A 24,940-nucleotide genomic window follows, 5' to 3' on the forward strand; every position below is an offset into this window, starting at 1 on the left:
TCAGCGAGCAGCTGCTTGCTGATCCACCGCTATCGGGGGCAAGCCCCCTCCCACATTCTGTTCGGTTCGCTATGGCCTGTCAGGCCATTGCATCCCAGGCCCGGTCACCGTTCTCGTCTTTGATGCGAGTCGGCAGGCCCATCACGTCCAGCGCCTTGAGGAACGGCTCAGCCGGCAGTTCCTCGACGTTGGCCATGTGTTTCACATCCCACTCGCCCCGGGCGACCAGCAGCGCGGCGGCTACCGGTGGAACGCCTGCGGTGTAGGAGATGCCCTGGCTGTCGGTCTCGGCGAAGGCTTCTTCGTGATCCGCCACGTTGTAGATGAACATCTCACGCGGCTGGCCATCCTTGGTGCCTTTGACCAGGTCGCCGATGCAGGTCTTGCCGGTGTAGCCCGGGGCCAGGGACGACGGGTCGGGCAGCACGGCCTTGACCACTTTCAACGGCACCACTTCCAGGCCTTCGGCGGTGGTGACCGGCTTCTCGGAGAGCAGGCCGAGGTTTTTCAGCACGGTGAACACGTTGATGTAGTGTTCGCCGAAGCTCATCCAGAAACGCACGTTGGGCACGTCGAGGTTTTTCGACAGCGAGTGCACTTCATCGTGGCCGGTGAGGTAGAGGTTCTGCGAACCCACGACCGGCAGGTCGTCGGTGCGTTTGACTTCGAACATGGTGTTGCTGGTCCACTGGCTGTTCTGCCAGCTCCACACCTGCCCGGTGAATTCGCGGAAGTTGATTTCCGGATCGAAATTGGTGGCGAAATATTTGCCATGGGAGCCGGCATTGACGTCGAGGATGTCGATCGAATCAATGCAGTCGAAATGCTGTTGCTGCGCCAGCGCGGCATACGCGTTGACGACACCCGGGTCGAAGCCCACGCCAAGGATGGCGGTGATGTTCTTCTGTTTGCACTCTTCCAGGTGGTTCCATTCGTAATTGCCGTACCACGGTGGGGTCTCGCAGACCTTGCCCGGCTCTTCGTGGATGGCGGTGTCGAGGTAGGCGACGCCGGTGTCGATGCAGGCACGCAGTACCGACATGTTGAGGAATGCGGAACCCACGTTGATGACGATCTGCGATTCGGTCTCGCGGATCAGGGCCTTGGTCGCTTCCACGTCCAGGGCGTTCAGCGCGAAGGCCTGGATGTCGGCGGGAACCTTGAGGCTACCCTTGGCCTTGACGCTGTCGATGATGGCCTGGCATTTGGAGATGTTGCGCGACGCGATAGCAATACGACCGAGTTCGTCGTTGTGCTGCGCGCACTTGTGGGCCACCACCTTGGCGACACCTCCTGCACCAATGATAAGAACGTTCTTTTTCAATTGCTTTATCTCTCCTTTATCCGCCAGCTTACGAAAGGCTGGACAGGTAGTCGTCGTAACCAAATTCACGAACCACCTCGACTGTACCGTCGAGTTGTTTCACTACGATGGACGGCATTTTCAGGCCGTTGAACCAATTTTTCTTGACCATGGTGTAGCCCGCGGTGTCGATGAACGACAGCCGATCGCCGATGGCCAGCGGACGATCAAATTGATACTCGCCGAAGATGTCCCCGGCCAGGCAGGATTTGCCGCACACCATGTAGGTGTGTTCGCCCTCGCTCGGCGCCAGCTTGGCGTTGAGGCGATAGATCAGCAGGTCCAGCAGGTGGGCTTCGATGGAGCTGTCGACGACGGCGAGATTTTTGCCGTTGTAGAGGGTGTCGAGCACGGTGACTTCCAGGGAGGCGCTGTTGGTGATCGCCGCTTCGCCGGGTTCCAGGTAGACCTGCACGTCGTACTTCTGCGAGAACGCCTTGAGGCGCTGGCAGAAGGCGTCGATGGCATAGCCTTCACCGGTGAAGTGGATGCCGCCGCCGAGGCTGACCCAGTTGACCTTGTGCAGCAGCGCGCCGAAGCGTTCTTCGATGGTGTTCAGCATCTGGTCGAACAGGTTGAAGTCGCCGTTCTCGCAGTTGTTGTGGAACATGAAGCCGGAGATCTGTTCGATCACGCCTTCGATCTTCACCGGGTCCCATTCGCCCAGGCGGCTGAATGGACGCGCCGGGTCGGCCAGCAGGTAGTCGGAGCTGCTTACCTGCGGGTTGACGCGCAGGCCGCGGGTCTTGCCTTCGCTGCGTTCGGCAAAACGCTGCAGCTGGCTGATGGAGTTGAAGATGATCTTGTCGCAGTTATCGAGCATCTCTTCGATTTCATCGTCGGCCCAGGCCACGCTGTAGGCGTGCGCCTCGCCTTCGAACTTCTGGCGGCCGAGCTTCAACTCGTACAGCGACGACGAGGTGGTGCCGTCCATGTATTCCTGCATCAGGTCGAACACCGACCAGGTGGCAAAGCACTTGAGCGCCAGCAGGGCCTTGGCGCCGGACTGCTCGCGCACGTAAGCAATCTTCTGCATGTTGACCAGAAGCTTCTGTTTATCGATGAGGTAGTACGGCGTTTTGATCATTTTTGAGAGCCTGCGGCGGTGCCTGCCAAAAAAGGACACGCATTGTGCCCGCACTTGGATCGAATCGAAAGGTTAGTGGGCGGATTTTGCTGCGCCAGCTTTACGATCCTAACCACTGAGTATGACTATCTATGCATTTACACCGCTCTAATGTGGGAGGGGGCTTGCCCCCGATAGCGGTGTATCAGCCAGCCTATTCTTTATTGACCCTCTGCTATCGGGGGCGAGCCCCCTCCCACATTTGGCCCCAGGTACCTCTGCTGCACTGCCATCAAACCGTCATCTGCCCACCACCTTCCTGCCACATTCCGCCGTTACTGTCCTCGCCAATGAGATCGATCTCAAGCGAGTAAACATGACTGACCTGAAAGACGTCGCGCGACTGGCCGGCGTATCCCGCGCGACCGCCGCCCGCACTTTTGCCTCCCCCGACCAGGTGCGCCCGGCCACCCGTGAGCAGGTGTTCGCCGCCGCCCGTGAGTTGGGCTTTCGGCCCAACCTGCTCGGCCGCCAATTGCGCCTGCAAACCACCCAGTTGATCGGCGTGGTGGTGCCCAATCTGCTCAACCCGGTGTTCGCCGAACAGTTCCAGGCCATGGAGCGCGCCGCACGCTTGCGTGGCTACAGCCTGGTGCTGGCGACCACCGACTACAGCAGCGAGCGCGAGTGCATCGTAGTGGAAGAACTGCTGCGCCAGCGCGTCGATGGCCTGGTGCTGACGGTCACCGATGCCGAAAGCAACAGCGTGCTCAGCAGCCTGAATACCGAACGGACGCCGTTCGTGCTGGCCTATCACCAACCGAGCAATCCCAACTACAGCGCCGTGTCGGTGGACAACCGCGCCGGCATGGCCTTGGCCACGCGCTACCTGCTGGAGGCCGGCCATCGACGCATCAGCATGGTCGCCGGCCCCGCCTTGCAGTCCGACCGTGCACGCCTGCGCTATGCCGGTTACTGCGACGCGATGAAGGCATACGGTCTCAAAAGCCGCGCGGTGATCGAAATGCCCGCCCATACCCAGGCCGAATTCGCTGCCATCCAGCCGTACCTCAACGGCCCCGACGCCCCCAGCGCGCTGGTGTGCTCCAACGATTTCCTCGCGATCAGCCTGATCGCCGAGCTGCGCCGCAACGCCTGGAATGTACCTGGGCAACTGTCGGTGATGGGCTTCGACGGCATTGCCCTCGGCACCCAGATGCACCCAACCCTGTGCAGCGTGGTGCAGCCCATCGCGCTGCTGGCCAGCACGGTGATTGACCAACTGCTGGCGCAGATCGCCGGCAACGATCCCATTTCCCATTGCCTGCCTTGCCATATCCGGCCGGGCGAAAGTACCCAACCCTTTGAGGAGTTCCTTGATGCGCGCATTCAGTAAAACCCTGGCCGCCGTGCTGCTCTGCGGCGTGGCCAGCCTGGCCCAGGCCGCCGACACCGCGATTTGCTACAACTGCCCACCGGACTGGGCCGACTGGGGCACCCAGCTCAAGGCCATCGCCGCCGACACGGGGGTGCAGGTGCCGCTGGACAACAAGAACTCCGGCCAGTCCCTGGCGCAACTGGTGGCCGAAAAAGCCGCGCCCGTCGCCGACGTGGTGTATTACGGCGTGACCTTCGGCTTGCAGGCGCAAAAGGCCGGCGTGGTCGAGGGTTACAAGCCCAAGGGCTGGGAACAGATCCCCGCCGGGTTGAAAGACCCCGCCGGCCAGTGGTTTGCGATCCACTCCGGCACCCTGGGCATCATGGTCAACGTCGATGCATTGGGTGGCCTGCCGGTGCCGCAAAGCTGGGCCGACCTGCTCAAGCCGCAATACAAAGGCATGGTCGGCTACCTGGACCCGTCCAGCGCCTTCGTCGGTTACGTCTCTGCCGTGGCGATCAACCGCGCAATGGGCGGCGACCTGGACAACTTCGCCCCGGCCATCGATTACTTCCAGAAGCTGGCGAAAAACGCCCCCATCGTGCCCAAGCAGACCGCCTATGCGCGGGTGCTGTCCGGCGAGTTGCCGATCCTGGTGGACTACGACTTCAACGCCTACCGCGCCCGCTACAAAGACAACGCCAACGTCGCCTTCGTGATCCCCAAGGAAGGCAGCATCAGCGTGCCCTATGTGATGAGCCTGGTGGCCAACGCGCCGCACCGCGCCAATGGCGAGAAGGTGCTGGACTTCGTATTGTCGGACCAAGGCCAGGCCCTCTGGGCCAAGGCTTACTTGCGCCCGGTGCGCCCGGTGACCATGCCGGCCGACGTCGCCGCGCAGTTCCTGCCCGACAGCGATTACGCCCGCGCCGGTGTGGTGGACTATCAGAAAATGGCCGCTGTGCAGGAAGCCTTCGCCGCCCGTTACCTGAACGAGGTCAAGTAAGTGGCTGCATCGGCAAAACAGGCAGCCTGGGCGCTGGCCCCGGCCTTTGCGGTGCTGTTCGCGTTCTGGCTGTTGCCGCTGGCGCACTTGATGGTGCTCGGCGCCGACAGCCGCGACAGCCACGGCAGCGGCTATTGGCAGGTGCTCAGCAGCGCGCAGTACCTGGGTAGCCTGGCGCAGACCTGCGTGCTGGCGATCGTGGTGACGTTCACCGCGTTGTTGATCGGTGGCATCAGCGGCGTATTTCTCGCGCGCCAGCGCTTTTTCGGGCGCTCGGCGCTGGTGGCCTTGCTCACGTTTCCCCTGGCGTTTCCCGGGGTGGTGGTGGGCTTCCTGGTGATCCTGCTGGCCGGGCGCCAGGGGCTGCTGGCGTCCCTGGGCCTGCAATTGGCCGGTGAGCGCTGGATCTTTGCCTACTCGCTGGCCGGGCTGTTTGTCGGCTACCTGTACTTCTCGATTCCGCGGGTGATCCTCACGGTGATGGCCGCGTGCGAAAGCCTCGACCGCAGCCTGGAAGAAGCCGCGCATTCGCTGGGAGCAGGGCACTGGCGGGTGGTGTGCGACGTGATCGTGCCGGGCCTGGCGCCGGCGTTGGCGTCCTGCGGCGCGATCTGCTTCGCCACGTCCATGGGCGCCTTCGGCACCGCGTTCACCTTGGGCACGCGCCTGAATGTAACGCCGGTGGCGATCTACAATGTGTTTACCAACTACGCCAATTTTGCCGTCGCCGCCGCGTTGTCGGTGGTGCTCGGCGCGGTGACCTGGGCGGTGCTGTTGCTCACGCGACGCCTGGTGAAAAATGCGGGGACAGTCTTGTGAAACGCTCATCGCTGTTTGTGATGCAACTGCTGTTCACTTTGCTGGTGTGCGCGTTCATGTTGGTGCCGGTGCTGATGTCGTTGCTGGCCGGGTTGACGCGCAATTTCTTCGTCGGCCTGTCCAGCGGCCTGACCTTCGACTGGTTGATCCAGGTCTGGCAGGCCTATTCGCCCACCGTATGGCTGTCGTTGCAATTGGCCCTGGCGTGCGCGGTGTGTGTCTGCGTGATCGGCGTGCCGGCGGCGTATGCGCTGGTGCGCATGAACAACCGCTTCAGCCGTGCCTTCGAAGAGCTGATGGTGCTGCCGGTGGCGATGCCGGGGCTGGCCAGTGCGCTGGCGTTGCTGCTCACCTACGGCCAGTTCGGCACGTTTCGCAGCAGTTGGCTGTTCATCCTGGTCGGCCATGTGTTGTTCACCTTGCCGTTCCTGGTACGTCCGGTGATGGCGGTGATGCAACGCCAGCAACTGCCGGTGCTGGAAGAGGCGGCGGCCAGCCTGGGCGCCGGGCCGATCAAGCGCTTTTTCAGCGTGGTGGTGCCCAACTGCCGGGCGGGGATTCTGGCGGGCGTGCTGATGGTGGTGACCTTGTCGTTGGGCGAATTCAACCTGACCTGGATGCTCCACACACCGATGACCAAGACATTGCCCGTGGGCCTGGCCGACAGCTACGCCTCGGCGCGCCTGGAAATCGCCAGCGCCTACACCCTTATCTTTTTGCTGATGATCGTACCGCTGCTGATTGCGTTGCAGGCCATCAGCGCTCGTTTGTCCCGTGGAGAGCGTCGATGACCGCTATCACTATCCGCCTGCAAGGCTGTCGCAAGGTGTTCGCCGACGGCACCGTGGCTGTGCATGATCTGAACCTGACCGTTGAAGGCGGTGAAACCCTGGCGATTCTCGGCCCGTCCGGCTGCGGTAAGACCACCACCTTGCGCCTGATTGCCGGCCTGGAACGCCCGGATGTGGGCCAGGTTTTTTTCGGCACCGACGACGTCACCCGCCTGCCCATCGAGCGCCGCGACGTGGGCATGGTGTTCCAGAACTACGCGCTGTTTCCCAACCTCGATGTGGCCGGCAATATCGTCTACGGCTTGAAGATTCGCGGCATGGCAGCTCTGGAGCGCAACAAGCGCTGCGAGGAACTGCTGGAACTGGTGGGCCTGCAACAGCATGGCAAACGCAGCATCCACGAATTGTCCGGTGGCCAGCGTCAACGCGTGGCCCTGGCCCGTGCCCTGGCGCCTCGCCCTAAAGTGCTGTTGCTGGACGAACCGCTGGCGGCCCTGGATGCGCAATTGCGCGAGCGCCTGCGCAGCGAGCTGAATGAACTGCTGTGCGGCCTCGGTATCACTTCGGTATTTGTCACCCACGACCAGGGCGAAGCCATGGCCCTGGGCGATCGTATCCTGGTGATGGAGCACGGCCGCGTCGCGCAACTGGCCAGCCCACGGGAGATCTACCAAAAGCCGGCAAATGCCTTCGTCGCCAGTTTTGTCGGCAACCTCAATGCCTTTGCCGTCACCTCGCGAACAACCCATGGCCTGGAAGTCTGCGGCGGCGAGTTGCCGTGGCAGGCCGCCGACGTGCCCAACACGGTGTACTGCCGCCCCGAACACCTGCGGGTGATGGAGAGCGAAGGGCACTTGCACGGCCATCTAGTGGCGCAGTTTTTCCAGGGCGCCCAAAGCCGCCTGTTGGTGGACGTGGGCGGCCCGCAACCGCTGCTGGTGGACAGCAGCGACAACCACCTGTACGCCGTCGGCGCGCCGATTGCCCTGGCGATTGCGCCGCACATGTTGTTCACCCTGAATGCGTGAGAGTTTGCTTGTGAATCGTCCGTTTCTTGTTGCGCAAATCAGCGACCTGCACCTTAAAGCCGGCCAGCGCCTGACGTATGGGGTGGTCGATACCCTGGGTGCGCTGCGCCGTGCCGTCGACCATTTGAACGCCAGCCACCCACGACCCGATATCGTGGTGATCAGCGGTGACCTGGTGGACTTCGGTCGCGCCGATGAATACGCCGTGCTGCACCCCGAACTCGCGCGCCTGCACATGCCGTGCTACCTGGTGCCGGGCAACCACGACACACGCGGGCCGTTGCTCGAGGCATTCCGTGATCACGCCTATTTGCCGTTGTCGGCAGAGGGGCCGTTGGACTGGGTGGTGGACGAGCATCCACTGCGCCTGATCGGCCTGGACTCGACTATCCCCGGCGGCCATGGCGGGCAGTTACTGGACAGCCAATTGCAATGGCTGGATGAGCAACTGGCACGACGCCCGGACGCTCCGACGTTGCTGATCCTGCACCATCCACCGTTTATCAGCGGCATCGGCCATATGGACCGCGAACCCTTTATCAATGCCGCCGCATTGGAAAAAGTCGTGTCTCGCCACCCGCAAGTGGAACGCCTGCTGTGCGGGCACCTGCACCGGCCCATGCAACGACGCTTTGGCGGCAGCCTGAGTTGTGTGTGCCCCGGTACTTCCCATCAGATTGTGCTGGACCTGCAGGACGCCGCGCCCGCGCATTTCAACCTGGAACCGGCGGGGTATCTGTTGCATCGCTGGGATGCGCAACAGGGCTTGATCAGCCACAACGGCGTGTTCGGGGATTACCCGGGGCCGTACCCGTTTTATGACGCTCATGGATTGATTGACTGAGGTTTACGGAGGTTTCACTTCACTCAACTCGCTAACAACTAAGCAACTGAATAACCGTTAACGCCCCGGCCAACTTCACATTTGGCCGACGGCATCCTGCTGCCCATTTTTTGCGCCCGGAACCTGGATTCCGCGCCGGAGTTCGTCCTGATGAAAGCCACGTTGAATGTATTAAGTGTATTGACCGGCGGCCTGGGCATTGCCCTGAGCCCCTTGGCGTCTGCTGACTTTTTGAGCGACAGCAAAGCCAACTTGAGCATGCGTAACTTTTACTTCAATAACGACAACCGCGACGGCACGGCGGCACCGTCGAAGACCGAAGAGTGGGGCCAGGCCTTTATCCTCAACTACCAGTCGGGCTTTACCGACGGCACCGTCGGTTTTGGCCTGGACGCCATCGGCATGCTCGGCGTGACCCTTGACAGCAGCGCCGCGCGCCATGTCGGCAGCTCGATGATCCCCACCGAAGACGGCAAGGCCACGGATAACTGGGCCCGTGGTGGCGCAACGGCCAAGGCACGCTTTGCCAAGACCGAAGCGCGCTACGGCTACCTGCGCCCGAACCTGCCGATCCTGGTGAGCAACGACGGCCGCCTGTTGCCGCAGTCGTTCGAAGGCGGGCAGGTCACCAGCAAGGACATCGACAACCTGACCCTGGTCGGCGGCCAGCTTGAGCACACCACCGGTCGCGGCTCCAGCGACCGCAGCGGTCTGGCAGCGGCGGGCGGTACCCGGGAGAGCAATAAATTCACCTACGCCGGTGCGGACTACCAACTGACCAAGGACCTGATGGTCCAGTACTACTACGCCAACCTCGAAGACTATTACCAACAACATTTCGCCGGGCTGATCCACGTACTGCCGCTGGGCGAATACGGCTCATTGAAAACCGACCTGCGCTACTTCAATACCCGCTCCGACGGCAAAAACAGCAGCGCCTCCGGCCGTGCCGAAGGCTACAAGTTGGGCGGCTATACCAAGAACGGCAACGGTGAAATCGACAACAACACCTGGAGCGCCGCGTTCATCTACTCCCTCGGCCCGCACGCGATCACCGCCGGCTACCAGCAAGTCTCGGACGACAGCAACTTCGCCCAACTCAACCAGGGCGGCCTGGTGAACAAAGGCGAGGGCGGTGCCAGCCTGTACCTCTACACCGACCGTACCGTGCAGACCTTCATCCAGGCCGGCGAACGCACCGCCTTTGCCCAGTACGCGTACGACTTCGCGTCGTTGGGTGTACCCGGCCTGAAGGCCTCGGTCATGTACCTCAAGGGCGACCACATCCTCACCACCAGCGGCAACGACGCCAGCGAGTGGGAGCGGGACATCTCGTTGGATTACGTGGTGCAGAGCGGCACATTCAAGAACGTCGGGTTCGGCTGGCGTAACGGCGTGTCACGCAGTGAAGTGGCGCGGGACCAGGACCAGAATCGGGTGTTTGTGAGTTATTCGATTCCGTTGATGTAAGCGCAAGGCAGTAACCGACCCGCCACCTGTGGCGAGGGCGCTTGCTCCCGTTGGGCTGCGAAGCGGCCCCAAAAGACCGTGGTGCTCACGCCACCCGATTCCTGCCCGCGCCCTTGGCCTCATACAAGCGCATGTCCGCGCGCTTGAGCAATGCCAGGGAGTCGCGGTCAGAAGGCTCGGCCACGCCCACGCCGATACTCACGGTCAGGCGACCCACGCTTGGAAAGACTGCCGCCTCGACAGCCACACGGATCTTTTCGGCGACCACGTCAGGGCTGTCCGGCTCTTCGACTTCCGGCAGCAGCACGGCGAACTCTTCTCCGCCATAACGGGCAACGAAGTCGGTGGCGCGCGTAGTGCTTTCTATCAGCACCGCAAGTTGGCACAGCACATCATCGCCAACGGCATGGCCGTAGGTATCGTTGACGCGCTTGAAATAGTCGGCGTCGATCAGCAGCAGGGCGAAGGTGCGGCCGGTACGTTGGAACAGCAGGCTGTTCTCGGCGAGTTTTTCGTCGAAGCGGCGCCGGTTGAACACGCCGGTGAGGGCATCGTGGGTGGCCAGCTTGAGCAGGTCGGCGTTGGCCTGGGTGAGGTCGGCGGTGCGTTGCGCCACGGTGGCTTCCAGGGAGGCGTTGGCGTCTTGCAGTTCACGTTCCTTGGCGAGCAGCGATTGCGTCATGCCGGTGAGCGATTGCCCCAGTTGGGCAATCTCCAGCACCGGGTGTTCCTGGGGGAAGACCGCGCCGGGCTGATGGTCCTGCACCTGTTTGGCGGACTTGGCCAGGCGCTCGATGGGACGGCTGAGGGAGGAGGCGAGGTAATACGCGGCCACTACAAAGCTGATGGCTGCGAGCAGGCCGAGCACGAGCAATTTGTACAGCAGACTGCGCGCTGGTTGCAGGGCTACGTCCAACGGCTGGCGCACCATGATGTACCAGCTCACCCGCGCGTTGGACGGGCTGGGGACGGCGACCGAGGCGGTGACGTAGCCGTTGTCTGTGAACCAGCCGGTTGACGGGACCAGCTTGTCTTTAGGCATCTGCTCACCGGCGAGGGCTTCGGGGTAAAGCACCTTGCCATCGAAGTCGACAATCAAGGCCTCGATATCGGGGAGGGCGTCTTTTTGCGTCACGGCGGACGCGACAATCTGCGTCACCCAGCGCCAGTGGGCATGGGCGCCCAGCACGCCAATCGTGTCGCCGCTGGCATTGCGAATCGGCGCGGCAAAGTCAATAAAGCGCAGCGGCTCGCCATTCGCCGCACCCGGCAGCAGTTTGGCCAGCAGCACTGCCTCGTGGGGATCGCCGGTGTACTCACCGCGCAGGCCGGCCTGGAACCAGGGGCGTTGCTGCACCGATTGATTGACCAGCAGCCCATTGACCGCCTGGCGCACACGCCCGTCGGCGTCGGCAACCCCCATCCACGCGTACTCGGCGCGCGATTGGGTGCGCAGTTCCATCAAGGCCAGGATGTCCGGTGCATCCAGGTCGCCACGGCGAAACAGCGGGGCCTTGCTGAGCAAGGACACTTCCAACTGCCGTTCGCGCAATTGCACCGCCAGCAGCGCCGCCGTCGAGCGCGCAGTGCTCAACAGCGTATTGGCACTGGCCTGTTTCATCTGCTCGGTGGCGATATGCCCCACATAGAAACCCACGCTCAACAAAATGAGCAGCGACAACCCGGCAAACCATAGGGTGAGGTGACTACGCAGGCTGGCTTTGATCATGGGGGCTCATTTGAATGGTTGTTTGGGGCCATGGTATGCGTAATAGAGGAGACGCGACCAGCAATAGGTTGATCTATTCACTGCTGGTAACATGAGCAGATCTTGTGATCATCTGGAATAAAATGAGTTTGTCTCACTATGCTCGTGTGCCGACAATGGCTGCCATTGAATACCTACAGTGGAGTTGTAAGTCATGGCAGTCGCTCATTCCCTCGGATTTCCGCGCATTGGACGCGATCGTGAACTGAAAAAAGCGCAGGAAGCGTTCTGGAGGGGCGAGTTGGACGAAGCCGGCCTGCGTGCCATCGGCCGTGAACTACGCAAGGCCCATTGGGACCTGCAAAAGCAGGCCGGTATCGAGTTGCTGCCCGCCGGTGATTTTGCCTGGTACGACCAGGTGCTGACCCACTCGCTGATGTTCGGTGTGATCCCCGAGCGTTTTCGTCCGGCCGATGGCCAGGCCACCCTCGACACCCTGTTCGGCATGGCTCGTGGCGTCAGCGACAGCTGCTGCGGCGGTGCCCATGCCCAGGAAATGACCAAGTGGTTCGATACCAACTACCACTACCTGGTGCCTGAATTCAGCGCCGACCAGCAATTCCACCTGGGTTGGGAGCAGCTGTTCGAAGAAGTCCAGGAGGCCCGCGACCTGGGCCACACCGTCAAGCCGGTGGTGATCGGCCCGCTGACCTACCTGTGGCTGGGCAAGGCCAAGGGGGCTGATTTCGACAAGCTCGACCTGCTTGAGCGCCTGCTGCCGTTATACGGCCAGATCTTCCAGCGCCTGGCCGACCTCGGCGTGGAATGGGTGCAGATCGACGAGCCGATCCTGGTCCTCGACCTGCCGCAGGCATGGAAAAACGCCTTCGAGCGTGCCTATAACCTGATCCAGCGCGACCCGCTGAAAAAGCTGGTGGCGACCTACTTCGGCGGCCTGGAAGAGAATCTTGGCCTGGCCGCGAACCTGCCGGTGGATGGCCTGCACATCGACCTGGTGCGCGCGCCGGAGCAGTACCCGACCATTCTCGACCGCCTGCCGGCTTATAAAGTGCTGTCCCTGGGCGTGGTCAACGGCCGTAACGTCTGGCGTTGCGACCTGGAAAACGCCCTGGCCATCCTGCAGCACGCCCATGAGAAATTGGGCGATCGCCTGTGGGTGGCGCCGTCCTGCTCCTTGCTGCACAGCCCGGTGGACCTGGAACGTGAGGACCAGTTGGATGCCGAGTTGAAAAGCTGGCTGGCATTCGCCGTGCAAAAATGCGCCGAAGTGGCGGTGCTGGCGCAAGCGGTTAATCAGCCTGAAGCGCCCAACGTCCTTGCTGCCCTGGCCGAAAGCCGCGCAGTGCAGGCGGCCCGCGCGGCCTCGCCGCGTATCCATAAGCCTGCGGTACAAGCGCGGGTGGCGGCGATTACCCGTCAGGACAGCCAGCGTAAGTCGCCGTTTACCCAGCGTATCGAGCGCCAGCGTGCCGGCCTGAATCTGCCATTGTTCCCGACTACCACCATCGGCTCGTTCCCGCAGACCGCATCGATCCGCCTGGCGCGGCAGTCCTACAAGCAAGGCAAGTTGAGCCAGGCCGAATACGTCGAAGCCATGCACAGCGAGATTCGTCACGCCGTCGAGGTGCAGGAAAACCTCGGCCTGGACGTGCTGGTGCACGGTGAAGCCGAGCGTAACGACATGGTCGAGTACTTCGCCGAGCAACTGGATGGCTATGTATTTACCCGCTTCGGCTGGGTGCAGAGCTACGGTTCGCGTTGCGTGAAACCGGCGGTGATCTTCGGCGACCTGAGCCGCCCGAAGGCGATGACGGTGGAGTGGATCCGCTACGCCCAGGGCCTGACCCGCAAGGTGATGAAGGGCATGCTGACGGGACCTGTGACCATGCTGATGTGGTCGTTCCCCCGCGAAGACGTGAGCCGCGAAGTGCAGGCGCGGCAACTGGCCCTGGCGATTCGCGACGAAGTGGTCGACCTGGAAGCTGCCGGCATCCAGATCGTGCAGATCGACGAAGCCGCGTTCCGTGAAGGCTTGCCGTTGCGCCAGGCGCACTGGCAGCACTACCTGGACTGGGCCACCGAAGTGTTCCGCCTGTGCGCCTCGGGTGTGCGCGATGAAACCCAGATCCACACGCACATGTGCTACAGCGAATTCAACGATGTGATCGAGTCCATCGCCGCCATGGATGCCGACGTGATCACCATCGAGACCTCGCGCTCGGACATGGAGTTGCTGGACGCGTTCGAAGCCTTCGCCTACCCCAACGACATCGGCCCGGGCGTCTACGACATCCACTCGCCACGGGTGCCGGATGCCTCGGAAATGGCCAACCTGTTGCGCAAGGCGGCGAAACGGATTCCTGCCCAGCGCCTGTGGGTGAACCCGGATTGCGGGTTGAAGACACGCGGTTGGCCGGAGACGGAGGCGGCGTTGATTCACATGGTCACCGCGGCTCGCCAGCTACGGGCCGAGTTGGCTTAACCCCGTAAAAAATTTGGGAGGGGGCTTGCCCCCGATAGCCATGGGTATCTACACAACTTTTCAGCTTCTGACAAATCTCCCTGTGGTGAGCGGGCTTGTCCCGCGTTGGGCTGCGCAGCAGCCCCAGTAAAGCAGAATGCGGTGTATCAGAAACTCCATAGCGGCTGTTTTGGGGCCGCTACGCGGCCCAACGCGGGACAAGCCCGCTCGCCACAGGGGAACTCGCCAGTCTCTGAAAGTTGTGTAGATACCTATGCCACGATGAGTATGGGCGAGCTCCCACATTTGGATCTGCGTCAGATTAGAGGTATTTGAGCCACGCCAGGTCGCGGCGGCGGGCCTTGAGCCCGGCGAACCAGTGCACCGGCGGGTAGAGCGCCAGGGGCAACACCAACGCCACCAGCCACACCGCGCCCATGCTGTCGAAGCCAAAGTAGTTGCCATGGTTAAGGCCAAACAGCGCCACACAGGCGACATACAGCACTTTCAGCACATACAGGTGCAGCAGATAAAAGAACATCGGCACCGAACCAAACACCGCCAACACGCCGATCCAGCGTCGATGCCCCGCGCGTTCAAACGCCAGCAACAGCAACAGTCCAATGCCCAGGGTCAACGCCAGGAACAGCAGCGAAGGCGGGTACTTGGTGACGTTGAAAAAGCTCATCAGCGTCTGCACGCCGTTGTCATATGCCTGCCAGGGTTTCTCGCCGTAGCCATTGAGCCCACGCAACAGCACAAACCCCAGCAACGCACCCAAGCCGCCGAGCAGCAAATACCGCTGGCGCACGGCGGGCAGTGTGGCATTGGCAAACCACGGTCCCAGGCCGTAACCCAGGGCAATCACGCCGATCCACGGCAGTACCGGGTAGGTCGTGCGCAGGCGCAGGCTGTCGGACACGTCAATCCAACTGCGTTCATGCAGGATCGTCCACGGAATATGCAGCGCCGAGCTTGGGTCGAAGTGCAGGCCATCCAGCAGGTTGTGCCCGCCGATGATCACCAGCGCCAGCACGATCAACAGCGGGCGCGGCAACCACACCAGGGCGGCGAGGGCGAGCATGCTGATGCCAATCGCCCAGATCACCTGCAGATAGATCACGCTGGGCGGCAACTGGAAGGTCCAGGCGAAGTTGACCAGGGTGAACTCCAGCACCACCAGGAACACCCCGCGCTTGAACAGGAACGCCGACACATCGCGGCGGCCCTGGTATTTCTGGCCGTATAAAAATGCTGATAACCCCGTGAGCAACACAAACACCGGCGCGCACAGGTGGGCGAGGGTGCGGCTGATAAACAGCGCGGGCTCGGTGCTGTCGATACTCATCGGGTCGCTGACTTGCCGATGCAGCAGGAAGGTTTCGCGCACGTGGTCGAGCAGCATGAACAGGATCACCAGGCCGCGCAGGGCGTCGATGGATAGCAGGCGTTGGCGCAGGGGAACGACATCGGTCATGGGCGGAATCACAGGGCAGGGCGGAAAACTGGCGTTATCCTATAACATTAATCAACGCGTTGCCCTCCGTTGATCCCGCTTCTGATACCGTCAGTGAACTCACATCCGGAGACCCTGAGCATGAGCACCCCTCAAACCGTCATCGACTTCTGGCGGCACGCCGGCCCCAAACGCTGGTTCGCCAAGGACGATGGGTTCGACGCCACCTTCCGCGACACCTTCCACGCCACCCACCTGCAAGCCGCCCGGCGCGAGCTGGAAAGCTGGCTGGATTCGGCCGAAGGCGCCTTGGCCTTATTGATCCTGCTCGACCAATACCCACGCAACGCCTTTCGCGGCACCGCGCACATGTTCGCCACCGACCCGCTGGCGCGCCTGTACGCCCAGCGCATGGTGGACGCCGGGCTCGACCAGCAGGTGGAGCCGGCATTGCGCGCGTTCTGTTATTTGCCGTTCGAACACTCGGAAGACCCAAGGGACCAGCAACGCTCCCTGACCCTCAATCAGCAACTGGATGCCAACACTTACCGCTGGGCCAAGGAACACGCGCAGATCATCGAGCGCTTCGGGCGCTTTCCCCATCGCAATGCGGTGCTGGCCAGGGTCACCACGGATGAAGAGCGCGCCTTTCTGGACAAGGGCGGGTTTGCCGGTTAACCCGCTATTCCGCCCGGGAATGCCCCCATAAAAACCGCGCATTGTCTTTCTCGGCGCGCATCTCGTAGCGTAGGGCTTCACCCAAGGAGCCCCGTTATGAACCAGCCTCCGTTGCGCCTCTACGTTGATTCGCTCTACACCAGCCCGTACGCGATGTCGGTGTTCGTCACCCTGCGGGAAAAAGGCCTGGCCTTCGACCTGGTCACCCTGGACCTCGACGCCGCGCAGAACCAGACGGCCGACTTTGCCCAGCTATCCGTGACCCAGCGCGTGCCGACCCTGTTGGAAGGCGATTTTGCCCTGTCGGAATCCTCCGCGATTACCGAATACCTGGACCAGGCCTACCCCGAGACAGCCGTGTACCCGGCCGATCCCAAACAGCGGGCGAGGGCACGACAGGTGCAGGCGTGGTTGCGCAGTGATTTGCTGCCGATTCGCCAGGAGCGTTCGACCCTGGTGGTGTTTTATGGGCAGAAAATGCCGCCGTTGTCAGCCAACGCCCAAGGGGCAGCCCGGCGCTTGATCAGTGCTGCACAGGTGCTGTTGGCGGGCAACCCTTCGTACTTGTTCGGTGAGTGGTGCATTGCTGACGTGGACCTGGCGGTGATGCTCAATCGCCTGATTCTCAACGGCGACAGCGTACCTGCCGAGCTGGTGGCCTATGCGCAGCGCCAGTGGCGCCGGCCGTCCGTGCAGGCGTGGATCAACCTGCAACGTCCTGCGCTGTAGCGCTGGCCGTCATCTGCATGACGCGCCGGTCCAGGTCTTCCCAATCGGCCATGCCCAGCACTCGCGTGGTGTTCAAACCACGCAGGTAGCCGCGCAACTGCTGGGCGCTGGCGTGCACCTGGTCGGCCTCCGACGCCTCATCCAGCAGTACCTGTTCATAGTCGAGCAGGTAATCGGCGACCCGTTCGCGAAACTCCGGCAAGACGGCTTCGCGGATGCGGTCGAAGGTTTTCTGGTGGGGCTTCATGGCGTGGTCCTTATAGGTTTTATGTGAGCACTATCGGTTCAGATAATAGTCACCATCATGCAACGCAAGTTCTGTTTTTTCAGGAAAAGCGCAAAATCGCCTGCATCGAGACGCTGTTCAAGGAAATGCGCGATGAGGACGTTGATTCAGCTGGGTTTAATGATGCTGATGCTGGGCACTGTGATCGTCAACAACGCAGCGATCGCTGATGAATTGCGTGCAGGCCATTTGCTACCTATCGCCGGTAGCGTAGACTCCCTGCAGCATGCGCAATCGGTGGGTGTGTTGTTAAGCGATAACACCCGCGACAACCTCAGCTACCTCGAACGCTACCACGACATGGCCTTGAACGGCGCCAGGGATGCCCTTGACGCACGTATCCGCGAGGCGTTCGTCAACAGCTCCGACCCGGAACTGGCCATTGATTGGTTGATGGGCTCGCTGCAGGGAATCTTTTTGTCGGTGACGGTCTACGACAACCTGGATGCCCTGGTGCAGGCTCGCCCCGATGTGGTGGTGATGCTCGATACCCATAACCAATTGCTGACCCAGCGCAACGATCAGGTCGAAGCGCGTTTTATCGCACGGTTTTATGACGCGAACCTGCAATACATCGCCAAGGCCGAAGGCTCGGTGCACAGGCAGGTGCCATCGGTGTGGGTGCACGACAAGGCCGCACCGGAGATTGCCGCGCGGATCGAGCAGCAGCGGGATGTGCAGCTCGATGCGCTGAAGCAGTTCGATGCCTCGCTCAAGGCGCTGGTTCGCGCGGGTTGATGTGAACCTTTATTTTTAGACTCAGGATTTTTTCATGCGCTCTTTTTTCGTACCGGCCGCGACCCTGTTGCTGGCCGGTTGTGTTTCCGCCCCCAATAATCCGACCTTGACCCTGCAAACCGGCAAGAGCCCGGAAGCCTATGTGCAATGCCTGCTTCCCAAGCTGGAAAAGCACGGGATCACGTCGACGGTGACCCAGAACTCGCGCCACGCCAAGCTGGTGTTGACCAGCAAGATTGCCGCCGATGACGTGCTGGAGGTCTACAAGGCGGGGGACGGCGGCAAGGTGTTTTTGTACGAGCGCAAGCCGATGGCGTCGACCATTACGCCGTCGCGGCTTGAACAGGTGGCGCAGGACTGCAGATAACCCATGTGGGATAGGGCAAGCCCCAACGCCGGTCAGTTAAGGGACAGAACGGGCAACCCGTCACCTGTGGCGAGCGGGCTTGCCCGCGTTGGGCTGCGAAGCAGCCCCAAAACATGGCCCCGGAGCTGTCTGGCACACTGCAGTGCTCTTATTGGGGGCTGCTGCGCAGCCCAACGCGGGGCAAGCCCGCTCACCACAGTTACAGTGTTCCTCCTTAACTGACTGGCATTGGGGCAAGCCCCCTCCCACATTTGAATCTGCATAAGGCCTAAGGTCTGGCTTCGTTGCTGAAGCTGTTAACCGTTTTCACCAGCCCTTGAGCCGCCAGTGCCACCAGCTCCCCACCTTTCTCCACCGTCGCCAGCGCCGGGTCCGAGCCCATGCGCCCGTCGGGGAAGCGTGCGCGGAAGTCCAGGGCCTCACGGATCGGCCCGGTGTTGGCGATCTGCGGGGAGTAGTCGGCCGATTTGATCGCGTGCGGGTACGCCCACTGCGTCACCGCGATTTCCGAAGGCGTCGCATGGCTGCCATGGCCCACCGGGAATTGGCGGTGCGCCAGGTCAGTGACGCCTTCCAGGTCCCACCAGTTCACCAGCTTCAACGCAAACCCGGCAGGGCGGCGGCCGAAGCTCGCCTCGGCGTACAGCTCGGAAAACGCCGCTTCGATCGTGGCGATATTGCCGCCGTGACCGTTCAGAAACAGGATCTTGTCGAAGCCATGCCCGGCCAGCGAGCGCACCCAGTCGCCGATCGCAGCGATAAAGGTGGAAGGGCGCAGGGAAATGGTGCCGGGGAAACCCAGGTGGTGCTGGGCCATGCCGATATTGAAGGTCGGGCCGATGAGGATGTCGGCGTGCCTTTGCGCCTCATGGGCGATGATTTCCGGGCACATCCAGTCGGTGCCCAGCAGGCCGGTGGGGCCGTGTTGTTCGTTGGAGCCGATGGGGATCACCACCGTGCGGCTGCGTTCCAGGAACTGCCCGATCTCGATCCAGGTCGATTGATGTAGAAGCATGCGAAGCTCTCTTTTATCTGTGGGGACAGGCTAACCGCCACGGATTGTACGACTACTCGCCACCTGCTGGGGTTTGCAATTGAGGTACGTCGAGGACTTCAACCAGCGTTGGTCGGGGTACCACGAAAACATGAACTGCCCATCCTTGAGCTTGTCCACCACCTGGCGCGCCACCTGCGGACGCACGGCCGGGCAACCCTGGCTGCGGCCGATGCGGCCTTCGCGCTTGCTCCACAAGGGGCTGACGTAGTCGGCGGCGTGAATCACGAGGGCGCGGTCGCGGGCCTGGTCGTTGAAGCCGGGCTCCAGGCCGTCCATGCGCAGCGAGTAGCCATGGGTGCCGAGGTAGCTTTCCTGGGTGCGGAACAGGCCCAGGCTGGATTGGTGGCTGCCTTCAAGGTTGGAGAACTGGGTGGCGAAGTTTTCCCCGGATTTGGCGCCGTGGGCCACCAGGTCGCGCAGCACCAGGGTTTTCTTGCGCAGGTCGAAGATCCACAGCCGACGGGCGGTCGACGGCTGGGAATAGTCAATCACGGCCAGGCGCTCGGAGCGTTCCTCGCCGTTATTGACCGCGCACTGCACGGCGTTCAGGGCGCTTTTCAGTACGGTGGGATTGAGTTCTGGAGCCGAGCGCGCCAGGCTGTTATACAAGGAAGGAGGGTTGCCATTGGCGGCGAGCGCAGAATTGCTCAGTAAAGCCAGGCCCATGGTGACCACACCAAGGCGGCATATAAAAGTCAGCATCTACAGTACATCCCCCACTGTGGATTGGAGCAAAGCTATTGTTCAAAAAACACGCATGTTACTTGAGCATTTGCCTGCTCGTTGCACCATTGGTCGCCACAGCCGACGTGCTGCCAGTCGAGCCATTGCCGGTCACCACGCCGGCGCCGGTCGAACTGACCCCGCTGCAGCAGGCGCTGGCGCAACTGCCGGGTGTCTGCCCGGGCCTTGCCGCGCAGATAGACGCTGCCGCGCAACTGCGCCTGCAGGCGTTCTACCAGCAGCAGGGGAATGGGCCGCTGTGGTCCGCCAATGATCGCCGCGAGGCACTGCACGCCCAATTGCAGCTGCTCGCCGATGACGGGCTGGACCCCACCCACTATAGTCTGCCTGCGGCGGATGCCACGGCCAATGTGCTGTGCAGCGACATCGACATCAGCCAGCACTACCTGCAAGCCCTGCAGGATCTGCATTACGGGCGCCTGCAGCAATCGCGCTTCGAACCGCTGTGGCATTCGCAGCCGCCCACTCGCGACCCCGACACCGAAGTGCTGGCCCTCGCTGCCCTCGGCCTGCAAAACATGGCGCAAGCCTTTGACCAGGCGCGCCCCAGCGCCGATCTGTACCGCAGCCTGCGCAACGCCTATTCCACGGTGCGCCTGCAACCCTTGCCCCATTGGGATCCGGTTGGCAGCGGCCCGTTATTGCGTCCCGGCATGGACGACCCACGCGTCCCGGAACTGGCCCGTCGGCTCCACAGCGGTGGCTACCTGCCCGTGGAGCCCAGGGGCGCGGGCAAACAATACGGTCCGGAACTGGTCGCGGCGGTGAAGGCCTTCCAGCTCAGCCACTCCCTGCAATCGGACGGCGTGATCGGTGCCGGCACCGTGGCCGAACTCAATATCAGCCCGGCCATGCGCCGCGAACAGCTGCGCATCAACCTCGAGCGTTTCCGCTGGCTGGCCCAGGACCTGGAGCCCGAAGGCGTGCTGGTCAACGTCGCCGCCGCGCAACTGAGCGTGTACCAGAGCGGCATCCCGGTGTGGCAGACCCGCCTGCAAGTGGGCCGCGCCGAACGGCAGACGCCGCTGCTCAAGTCACGCATCACCCGGCTGACCCTCAACCCCACCTGGACCATCCCGCCCACCATCATGCGCGAGGACAAACTCCCGGCCATCCGCCTCAACCCCGAATACCTGCGCCAGCAGAACCTGCAAGTGCTCGATGCCGAAGGGCACCCGCTGGCGCCGGAAAATATCGACTGGGCGCGCCCCGGCAATATCCTCCTGCGCCAGGAAGCCGGTCCGCGCAACCCGCTGGGCAAGATCGTGATGCGCTTTCCCAATCCGTACTCGGTGTACCTGCACGACACCCCGAGCCAACCGCTGTTCACCAAAGGCCCACGGGCCTTCAGTTCGGGTTGCGTAAGGGTTGAACAACCGCTGCTGTTGCGCGACCTGCTGGTCAGCCCGGCCGAACGCGCGCGCACCGATGAACTGCTGGCCACCGGCGTGACCCATGAATTCCGGCTGGCCACCCCGGTGCCGGTGCTGCTGGGCTACTGGACAGTGCAGGTCGACGGCCAGGGTGACCTGGTGTATGCGCCGGATATTTATGCGCGCGACCTGGTGTTGATGAAGGCGATGGGGAGTGTGCTCTAGGGCATTGCCGTGTGGGCGACGATCGATGCGACGGCCTCGGTAGCTGTCGCGGAGGCCGTGTCCAGGGTCAACACGGGTTGGTCCCAACGCTCATATTCATGCGCCGATACCGACTGCCAAGTCGGCGGCGTCAACCCAGGAATGTCGCCCGTACGGGTTTCCACCCGGCGCCGGTGTTCGTGTGCGTCTGTACACACCACCTGAATATTGACCAGCGCCACGTCTGCCGTCGCGGCCGTCGCTGCCCAGGCTGCCCGACTTTCCTGGACCGGGTTCACGCAATCGGCGACGACCCTATGGCCCAACTGCAAGTTACTCAGCGCCAGCGCATTCGCCACGCCGTAGCCGCTGGCACCGACATCACCTGCCAATACGCCCGCGTCGCGAATCGCCTGTTCGATCACATCGATGCGCAGGTAAACCGCACCGGTCTGGCGCGCCAACTCGCGGGCAATCGTGGTCTTGCCGGTGCCGGGCAGGCCGCTGAAGACGATAAGCATGCTTGACTCTCGATAAGGTTGGGTTGGTTCAGGGTATCCTCCAGTTCCCCCACCGGTCGACCCCAGGACAGCCCATGACCTTGCCGTTCACAAAGATGCACGCCCACGGCGACGACTTCATCATCATCGACCGCCGTGGCCTGGACGACCCTGTCACCCCCGAGGTCGCCCGCCGCCTGGGCAATCGCCACACCGGCATTGGCTTCAATCAACTGGCCGTGGTGCTCGACTGCGAAGACGCCGCTGCGCGCATCAAGTTCTGGAACCCCAACGGCACGCCGCTGCAAACCTGTGGCAGCGCCACGCGTGGGGTGGCCGACCGCTTGATGCATGAAACCCGCAGCGATTCGGTTGTGCTGCGCACCGACCGGGGCCTGCTGACCTGCGTGCGGGTAGCGGATCGTCAAGTGTCGGTCAACATGGGTGAGCCGTCGCTGGACTGGTCGGCCGTGCCGCTGGCCGAGGCCATGGATACGGGTACGTTACCGCTGGCGGGCAACCCGGCGGCGTGCAGCATGGGCAACCCCCATTGCACGTTTTTTGTGGCCGACATCAACGCCATCGATCCGGCCGCCGTCGGCCCGGCGCTGGAAATTCACCCGCTGTTCCCGGCCAGGACCAATGTGCATTTCGTGCAGGTGCTCGACCGTGGGCATATCCGCCTACGCATCTGGGAGCGTGGCGGCGGTGTGCCGCTGGGTTCCGGTTCGTGCTGCTGCGGCGCGGTGGTCAATGGCATCCGTCGTGGCTTGCTGGACGCCACGGTGCAGGTGCAGTGCGATGGCGGTACGGTCACGGTGCACTGGGACGGGCAGGGCGGTGTGGTGTTGACGGGCAGTGTGGAGCCGATCATGCAGGGCAGTGCCTACCTGTTCTGAAACGTCACCGTGAAGGTGGTGCCGGCCGTGGCACAGGAACTCACCGCCACATCGCCGCCATGGACCTTGGCCAACTCCCGCACGATATACAGGCCCAGGCCCACGCTGCGCACGTCGCTGCCCTGGTCGGTGCCGCGGGTCATGGGCTCGAACAGCCCGGCCAGCAAACCTGCCGGAATCGCCGTGCCGTGGTTGTGCACCGTCACTTCGCAAGCGCCGCCATCCAGGCGTGAGGTGATGGTAATCGGCCGTTGCAGGTCGCCATAGGCCACGCTGTTGGCGACCAGGTTGCCGATGATTTGCTGCACGCGATCGGCATCCAGGCAGGCGTCGCCACGGCCCTGTGCGTGATGCTCCAGCGTTGCCTTGGGGAACGCCACGCGCAGTTCGTCCACCGCGCGACGGATCACCTCGTGCAGGTCCAGCGGCGCCGCCTTGATGGTGATGCCGTGGCCGACCCGTGCCTGGGTAAAGTCCAGCAGGTCGGCGATCATGCGTTGCGCGCGCTCGGAGGACTGGCCGATGTGCCCCAGCAGTTGGCGCTCCTTGGGCGTGCGTTCGCCACGGCTGAGAAAGTCCGAGGCCATGCGGATCGCCGTGAGCGGGTTTTTCAGGTCATGGCTGACAATCGCCACCATCTGCTCGGCAAACAGGGCGCGACGCTGGGCGATGGCGTAGGCCTCGTTCAGTTCGGCCTGGGCTTGTTGCAGCGCGACTTCGGTGGCGGTTTTTTCCTGCAACAGCGCTTCGGCGAGGTGGCGCGCGTTGAGCAGCTCGCGCTCGTATTTGTCGCGGTCGGTGGTGCCGAACAGCGCCAGGTCGTACACCACGGCGCCGGCCTGTTCGCGTTTGTTGCCGTTGAGCAGCAAGGTCAGCTTGTGGCCATCGCGGTGCAGCAGGTCCAGCTTAACCTCGGTGACGCTGCCGTGCATGCGCAGCATGGGCGCCAGGTGAGTCTGGTGGAAGATCCTCCCGCCCATGCTCAGCAGGTCCTGGAAGCGCCGGCCCTGCAGCGCGGCGATGCTGAATCCCAGCCAGCCGCTGAGGCGCGCGTTGGCCTGCAGGATCGTGCCATCTTCCGTGGTGACGGCCAGGGCGCAGGCGGCGCTGTCGAACAGATCAGCCGGCACGTGCGGCCATCCACGGCACGAGGAAGGCGTCCATGGCCGCCGCGCAGGCCTGCGGCGCGCTCATGTGCGGGCAATGGCCGACGTTGTCCACCAGGCAATAGGTGCTGTTGGGCAGCACGCTGTGCAGGTATTCACCCACGGCCACCGGGGCGATCAGATCGTCACTCGATTGCAGGATCAGCACCGGGGTGGGCAGGCCGATCACGTCCTGGCGGTTGTCCGACATAAAGGTCACGCGCGCGAACTGCCTGGCGATCTCCGGCTCGGTGCGGCAGAAACTTTCGGTCAACTCGTCGCTCAGCGCCGGTTGGCCGGGGGCGCCCATGATCACCGGGGCCATGGCGCTGGACCAGCCGAGGTAGTTGCTGTCGAGGGTGTCGAGCAGGTCGTCGATGTCGGCGCGCTTGAAACCGCCCACGTAGCCATCGTCATCGATATAGCGTGGCGACGGGCCGATCATCACATGGGCGGCGATACGGCCGGGGGCCAGGCGGTCGGCGAGGGTGCCGATCATGGCACTGACCGAGTGCCCCACCAGGATGACCGGGCCCTCGGCAAAGGCCTCGATGATCTCGTTCAAGTCGCGGGCATAGCCGTCCAGCGCGCTGTACTTGGCCTTGTCGAAAGCGTTGAGGTCGGACAGGCCTGCGCCCGCCAGGTCATACAGGACCACGCGAAAGCGCTCTTTGAACTGCGGCGCAAGGTAGTTCCACATGGCCTGGTTGCAGCCGAAACCATGGGAAAACACCAGGGTCGAGTGGCCGTCACCCATCACGTTGACGTTGTTGCGCTGGAGTAGGCCCATGGGGATCTCGAAGTTATGG

The 24,940-nt window shown here is 62.8% G+C and carries 24 protein-coding genes; 14 read left to right on the forward strand and 10 right to left on the reverse strand.

Annotated elements, in window-relative coordinates; all coding sequences use genetic code 11:
• Positions 1-79 precede the first annotated feature (79 nt).
• Both AC07OT_RS25165 and AC07OT_RS25170 read right to left on the reverse strand, forming a co-directional pair.
• The gene (locus AC07OT_RS25165) at positions 80-1,324 is read right to left on the reverse strand and encodes a saccharopine dehydrogenase family protein (RefSeq protein WP_495109309.1); all 1,245 of its coding nucleotides are present in this window, start codon (positions 1,322-1,324) and stop codon (positions 80-82) included.
• Between the two features lie 28 nt (positions 1,325-1,352).
• Positions 1,353-2,450 carry a carboxynorspermidine decarboxylase gene (locus AC07OT_RS25170; RefSeq protein WP_027607243.1) on the reverse strand — a complete coding sequence of 366 codons (1,098 nt, stop codon included), beginning with the start codon at positions 2,448-2,450 and terminating at the stop codon, positions 1,353-1,355.
• A 355-nt stretch (positions 2,451-2,805) separates the two neighbouring features.
• On the opposite strand from AC07OT_RS25170, the gene AC07OT_RS25175 reads away from it, so the two are divergent.
• From AC07OT_RS25175 to AC07OT_RS25205, 7 genes are all read left to right on the forward strand, one after another.
• Positions 2,806-3,825 (forward strand): LacI family DNA-binding transcriptional regulator, encoded by a 1,020-nt coding sequence (locus AC07OT_RS25175; RefSeq protein ID WP_141155329.1) that lies wholly within the window; start codon positions 2,806-2,808, stop codon positions 3,823-3,825.
• Positions 3,809-4,813 carry an ABC transporter substrate-binding protein gene (locus AC07OT_RS25180; protein WP_495109310.1) on the forward strand — a complete coding sequence of 335 codons (1,005 nt, stop codon included), beginning with the start codon at positions 3,809-3,811 and terminating at the stop codon, positions 4,811-4,813. Before AC07OT_RS25175 ends, AC07OT_RS25180 begins: the two co-directional genes overlap by 17 nt.
• Positions 4,814-5,632, forward strand: a complete 819-nt coding sequence (locus tag AC07OT_RS25185) for an ABC transporter permease (protein ID WP_495109311.1) — start codon at positions 4,814-4,816, stop codon at positions 5,630-5,632.
• Positions 5,629-6,423: an ABC transporter permease gene (locus AC07OT_RS25190; RefSeq protein WP_065924597.1), complete on the forward strand. Its 795-nt coding sequence runs from the start codon at positions 5,629-5,631 to the stop codon at positions 6,421-6,423. Before AC07OT_RS25185 ends, AC07OT_RS25190 begins: the two co-directional genes overlap by 4 nt.
• Positions 6,420-7,451 (forward strand): ABC transporter ATP-binding protein, encoded by a 1,032-nt coding sequence (locus tag AC07OT_RS25195; RefSeq protein ID WP_495109312.1) that lies wholly within the window; start codon positions 6,420-6,422, stop codon positions 7,449-7,451. The genes AC07OT_RS25190 and AC07OT_RS25195 overlap by 4 nt, the downstream gene beginning before the upstream one ends.
• A gap of 10 nt (positions 7,452-7,461) precedes the next feature.
• Positions 7,462-8,295 (forward strand): phosphodiesterase, encoded by an 834-nt coding sequence (locus AC07OT_RS25200; RefSeq protein ID WP_495109313.1) that lies wholly within the window; start codon positions 7,462-7,464, stop codon positions 8,293-8,295.
• A gap of 150 nt (positions 8,296-8,445) precedes the next feature.
• The gene (locus tag AC07OT_RS25205; RefSeq protein ID WP_495109314.1) at positions 8,446-9,765 is read left to right on the forward strand and encodes an OprD family porin; all 1,320 of its coding nucleotides are present in this window, start codon (positions 8,446-8,448) and stop codon (positions 9,763-9,765) included.
• 85 nt (positions 9,766-9,850) lie between these two features.
• On the opposite strand, the gene AC07OT_RS25210 is transcribed toward AC07OT_RS25205, so the two are convergent.
• Positions 9,851-11,494 carry a sensor domain-containing diguanylate cyclase gene (locus AC07OT_RS25210; protein ID WP_495109315.1) on the reverse strand — a complete coding sequence of 548 codons (1,644 nt, stop codon included), beginning with the start codon at positions 11,492-11,494 and terminating at the stop codon, positions 9,851-9,853.
• 193 nt (positions 11,495-11,687) lie between these two features.
• Here AC07OT_RS25210 and metE point away from each other — a divergent pair, with 193 nt between their 5' ends.
• Positions 11,688-13,976, forward strand: coding sequence for a 5-methyltetrahydropteroyltriglutamate--homocysteine S-methyltransferase (metE, locus tag AC07OT_RS25215; protein ID WP_495109316.1), 2,289 nt, complete (start codon positions 11,688-11,690; stop codon positions 13,974-13,976).
• A gap of 301 nt (positions 13,977-14,277) precedes the next feature.
• On the opposite strand, the gene AC07OT_RS25220 is transcribed toward metE, so the two are convergent.
• Positions 14,278-15,432, reverse strand: a complete 1,155-nt coding sequence (locus tag AC07OT_RS25220) for an acetyltransferase domain-containing protein (protein WP_495109317.1) — start codon at positions 15,430-15,432, stop codon at positions 14,278-14,280.
• Between the two features lie 120 nt (positions 15,433-15,552).
• Between AC07OT_RS25220 and AC07OT_RS25225 the strand changes: the two genes are divergently transcribed.
• Positions 15,553-16,089 (forward strand): DUF924 family protein, encoded by a 537-nt coding sequence (locus tag AC07OT_RS25225; RefSeq protein ID WP_281114100.1) that lies wholly within the window; start codon positions 15,553-15,555, stop codon positions 16,087-16,089.
• 96 nt (positions 16,090-16,185) lie between these two features.
• Positions 16,186-16,818: a glutathione transferase gene (gene yfcF / locus AC07OT_RS25230; protein WP_065941849.1), complete on the forward strand. Its 633-nt coding sequence runs from the start codon at positions 16,186-16,188 to the stop codon at positions 16,816-16,818.
• Here the strand turns inward: yfcF and AC07OT_RS25235 are convergent.
• Entirely contained in the window at positions 16,793-17,065 is a 273-nt protein-coding gene (locus AC07OT_RS25235; RefSeq protein ID WP_065941850.1) for a hypothetical protein, read from the reverse strand. The two genes, yfcF and AC07OT_RS25235, sit on opposite strands and share 26 nt — an antisense overlap.
• A gap of 132 nt (positions 17,066-17,197) precedes the next feature.
• On the opposite strand from AC07OT_RS25235, the gene AC07OT_RS25240 reads away from it, so the two are divergent.
• Entirely contained in the window at positions 17,198-17,842 is a 645-nt protein-coding gene (locus tag AC07OT_RS25240) for an ATPase (protein WP_495109318.1), read from the forward strand.
• A 34-nt stretch (positions 17,843-17,876) separates the two neighbouring features.
• A complete protein-coding gene (locus tag AC07OT_RS25245; RefSeq protein WP_495109319.1) occupies positions 17,877-18,209 on the forward strand; it encodes a YajG family lipoprotein in 333 nt (110 codons plus the stop codon).
• Between the two features lie 268 nt (positions 18,210-18,477).
• Here the strand turns inward: AC07OT_RS25245 and AC07OT_RS25250 are convergent, their stop codons facing one another.
• Together AC07OT_RS25250 and AC07OT_RS25255 are read right to left on the reverse strand one after the other, a co-directional pair.
• Entirely contained in the window at positions 18,478-19,224 is a 747-nt protein-coding gene (locus AC07OT_RS25250) for a creatininase family protein (RefSeq protein WP_495109320.1), read from the reverse strand.
• Positions 19,225-19,254: 30 nt separating this feature from the next.
• Positions 19,255-19,968, reverse strand: a complete 714-nt coding sequence (locus AC07OT_RS25255; protein WP_495109321.1) for a murein L,D-transpeptidase catalytic domain family protein — start codon at positions 19,966-19,968, stop codon at positions 19,255-19,257.
• 38 nt (positions 19,969-20,006) lie between these two features.
• Between AC07OT_RS25255 and AC07OT_RS25260 the strand changes: the two genes are divergently transcribed.
• Positions 20,007-21,608, forward strand: a complete 1,602-nt coding sequence (locus tag AC07OT_RS25260; RefSeq protein ID WP_495109322.1) for a L,D-transpeptidase family protein — start codon at positions 20,007-20,009, stop codon at positions 21,606-21,608.
• Here the strand turns inward: AC07OT_RS25260 and AC07OT_RS25265 are convergent.
• On the reverse strand, positions 21,605-22,108 hold the full coding sequence (locus tag AC07OT_RS25265; protein ID WP_495109323.1) for a P-loop nucleotide/nucleoside kinase family protein: 504 nt from the start codon (positions 22,106-22,108) through the stop codon (positions 21,605-21,607). The two genes, AC07OT_RS25260 and AC07OT_RS25265, sit on opposite strands and share 4 nt — an antisense overlap.
• Before the next feature lie 74 nt (positions 22,109-22,182).
• Here AC07OT_RS25265 and dapF point away from each other — a divergent pair, with 74 nt between their 5' ends.
• Positions 22,183-22,986, forward strand: a complete 804-nt coding sequence (gene dapF, locus AC07OT_RS25270; RefSeq protein ID WP_447892816.1) for a diaminopimelate epimerase — start codon at positions 22,183-22,185, stop codon at positions 22,984-22,986.
• Here dapF and AC07OT_RS25275 read toward each other — a convergent pair.
• Complete coding sequence (locus AC07OT_RS25275; RefSeq protein WP_495109324.1) at positions 22,974-24,116, reverse strand: PAS domain-containing sensor histidine kinase; 1,143 nt, start codon at positions 24,114-24,116, stop codon at positions 22,974-22,976. The two genes, dapF and AC07OT_RS25275, sit on opposite strands and share 13 nt — an antisense overlap.
• Positions 24,106-24,921 (reverse strand): alpha/beta fold hydrolase, encoded by an 816-nt coding sequence (locus AC07OT_RS25280; RefSeq protein ID WP_495109325.1) that lies wholly within the window; start codon positions 24,919-24,921, stop codon positions 24,106-24,108. The genes AC07OT_RS25275 and AC07OT_RS25280 overlap by 11 nt, the downstream gene beginning before the upstream one ends.
• Positions 24,922-24,940 lie beyond the last annotated feature (19 nt).

It is taken from the genome of Pseudomonas sp. GW821-FHT09C10 (genome assembly GCF_059418085.1).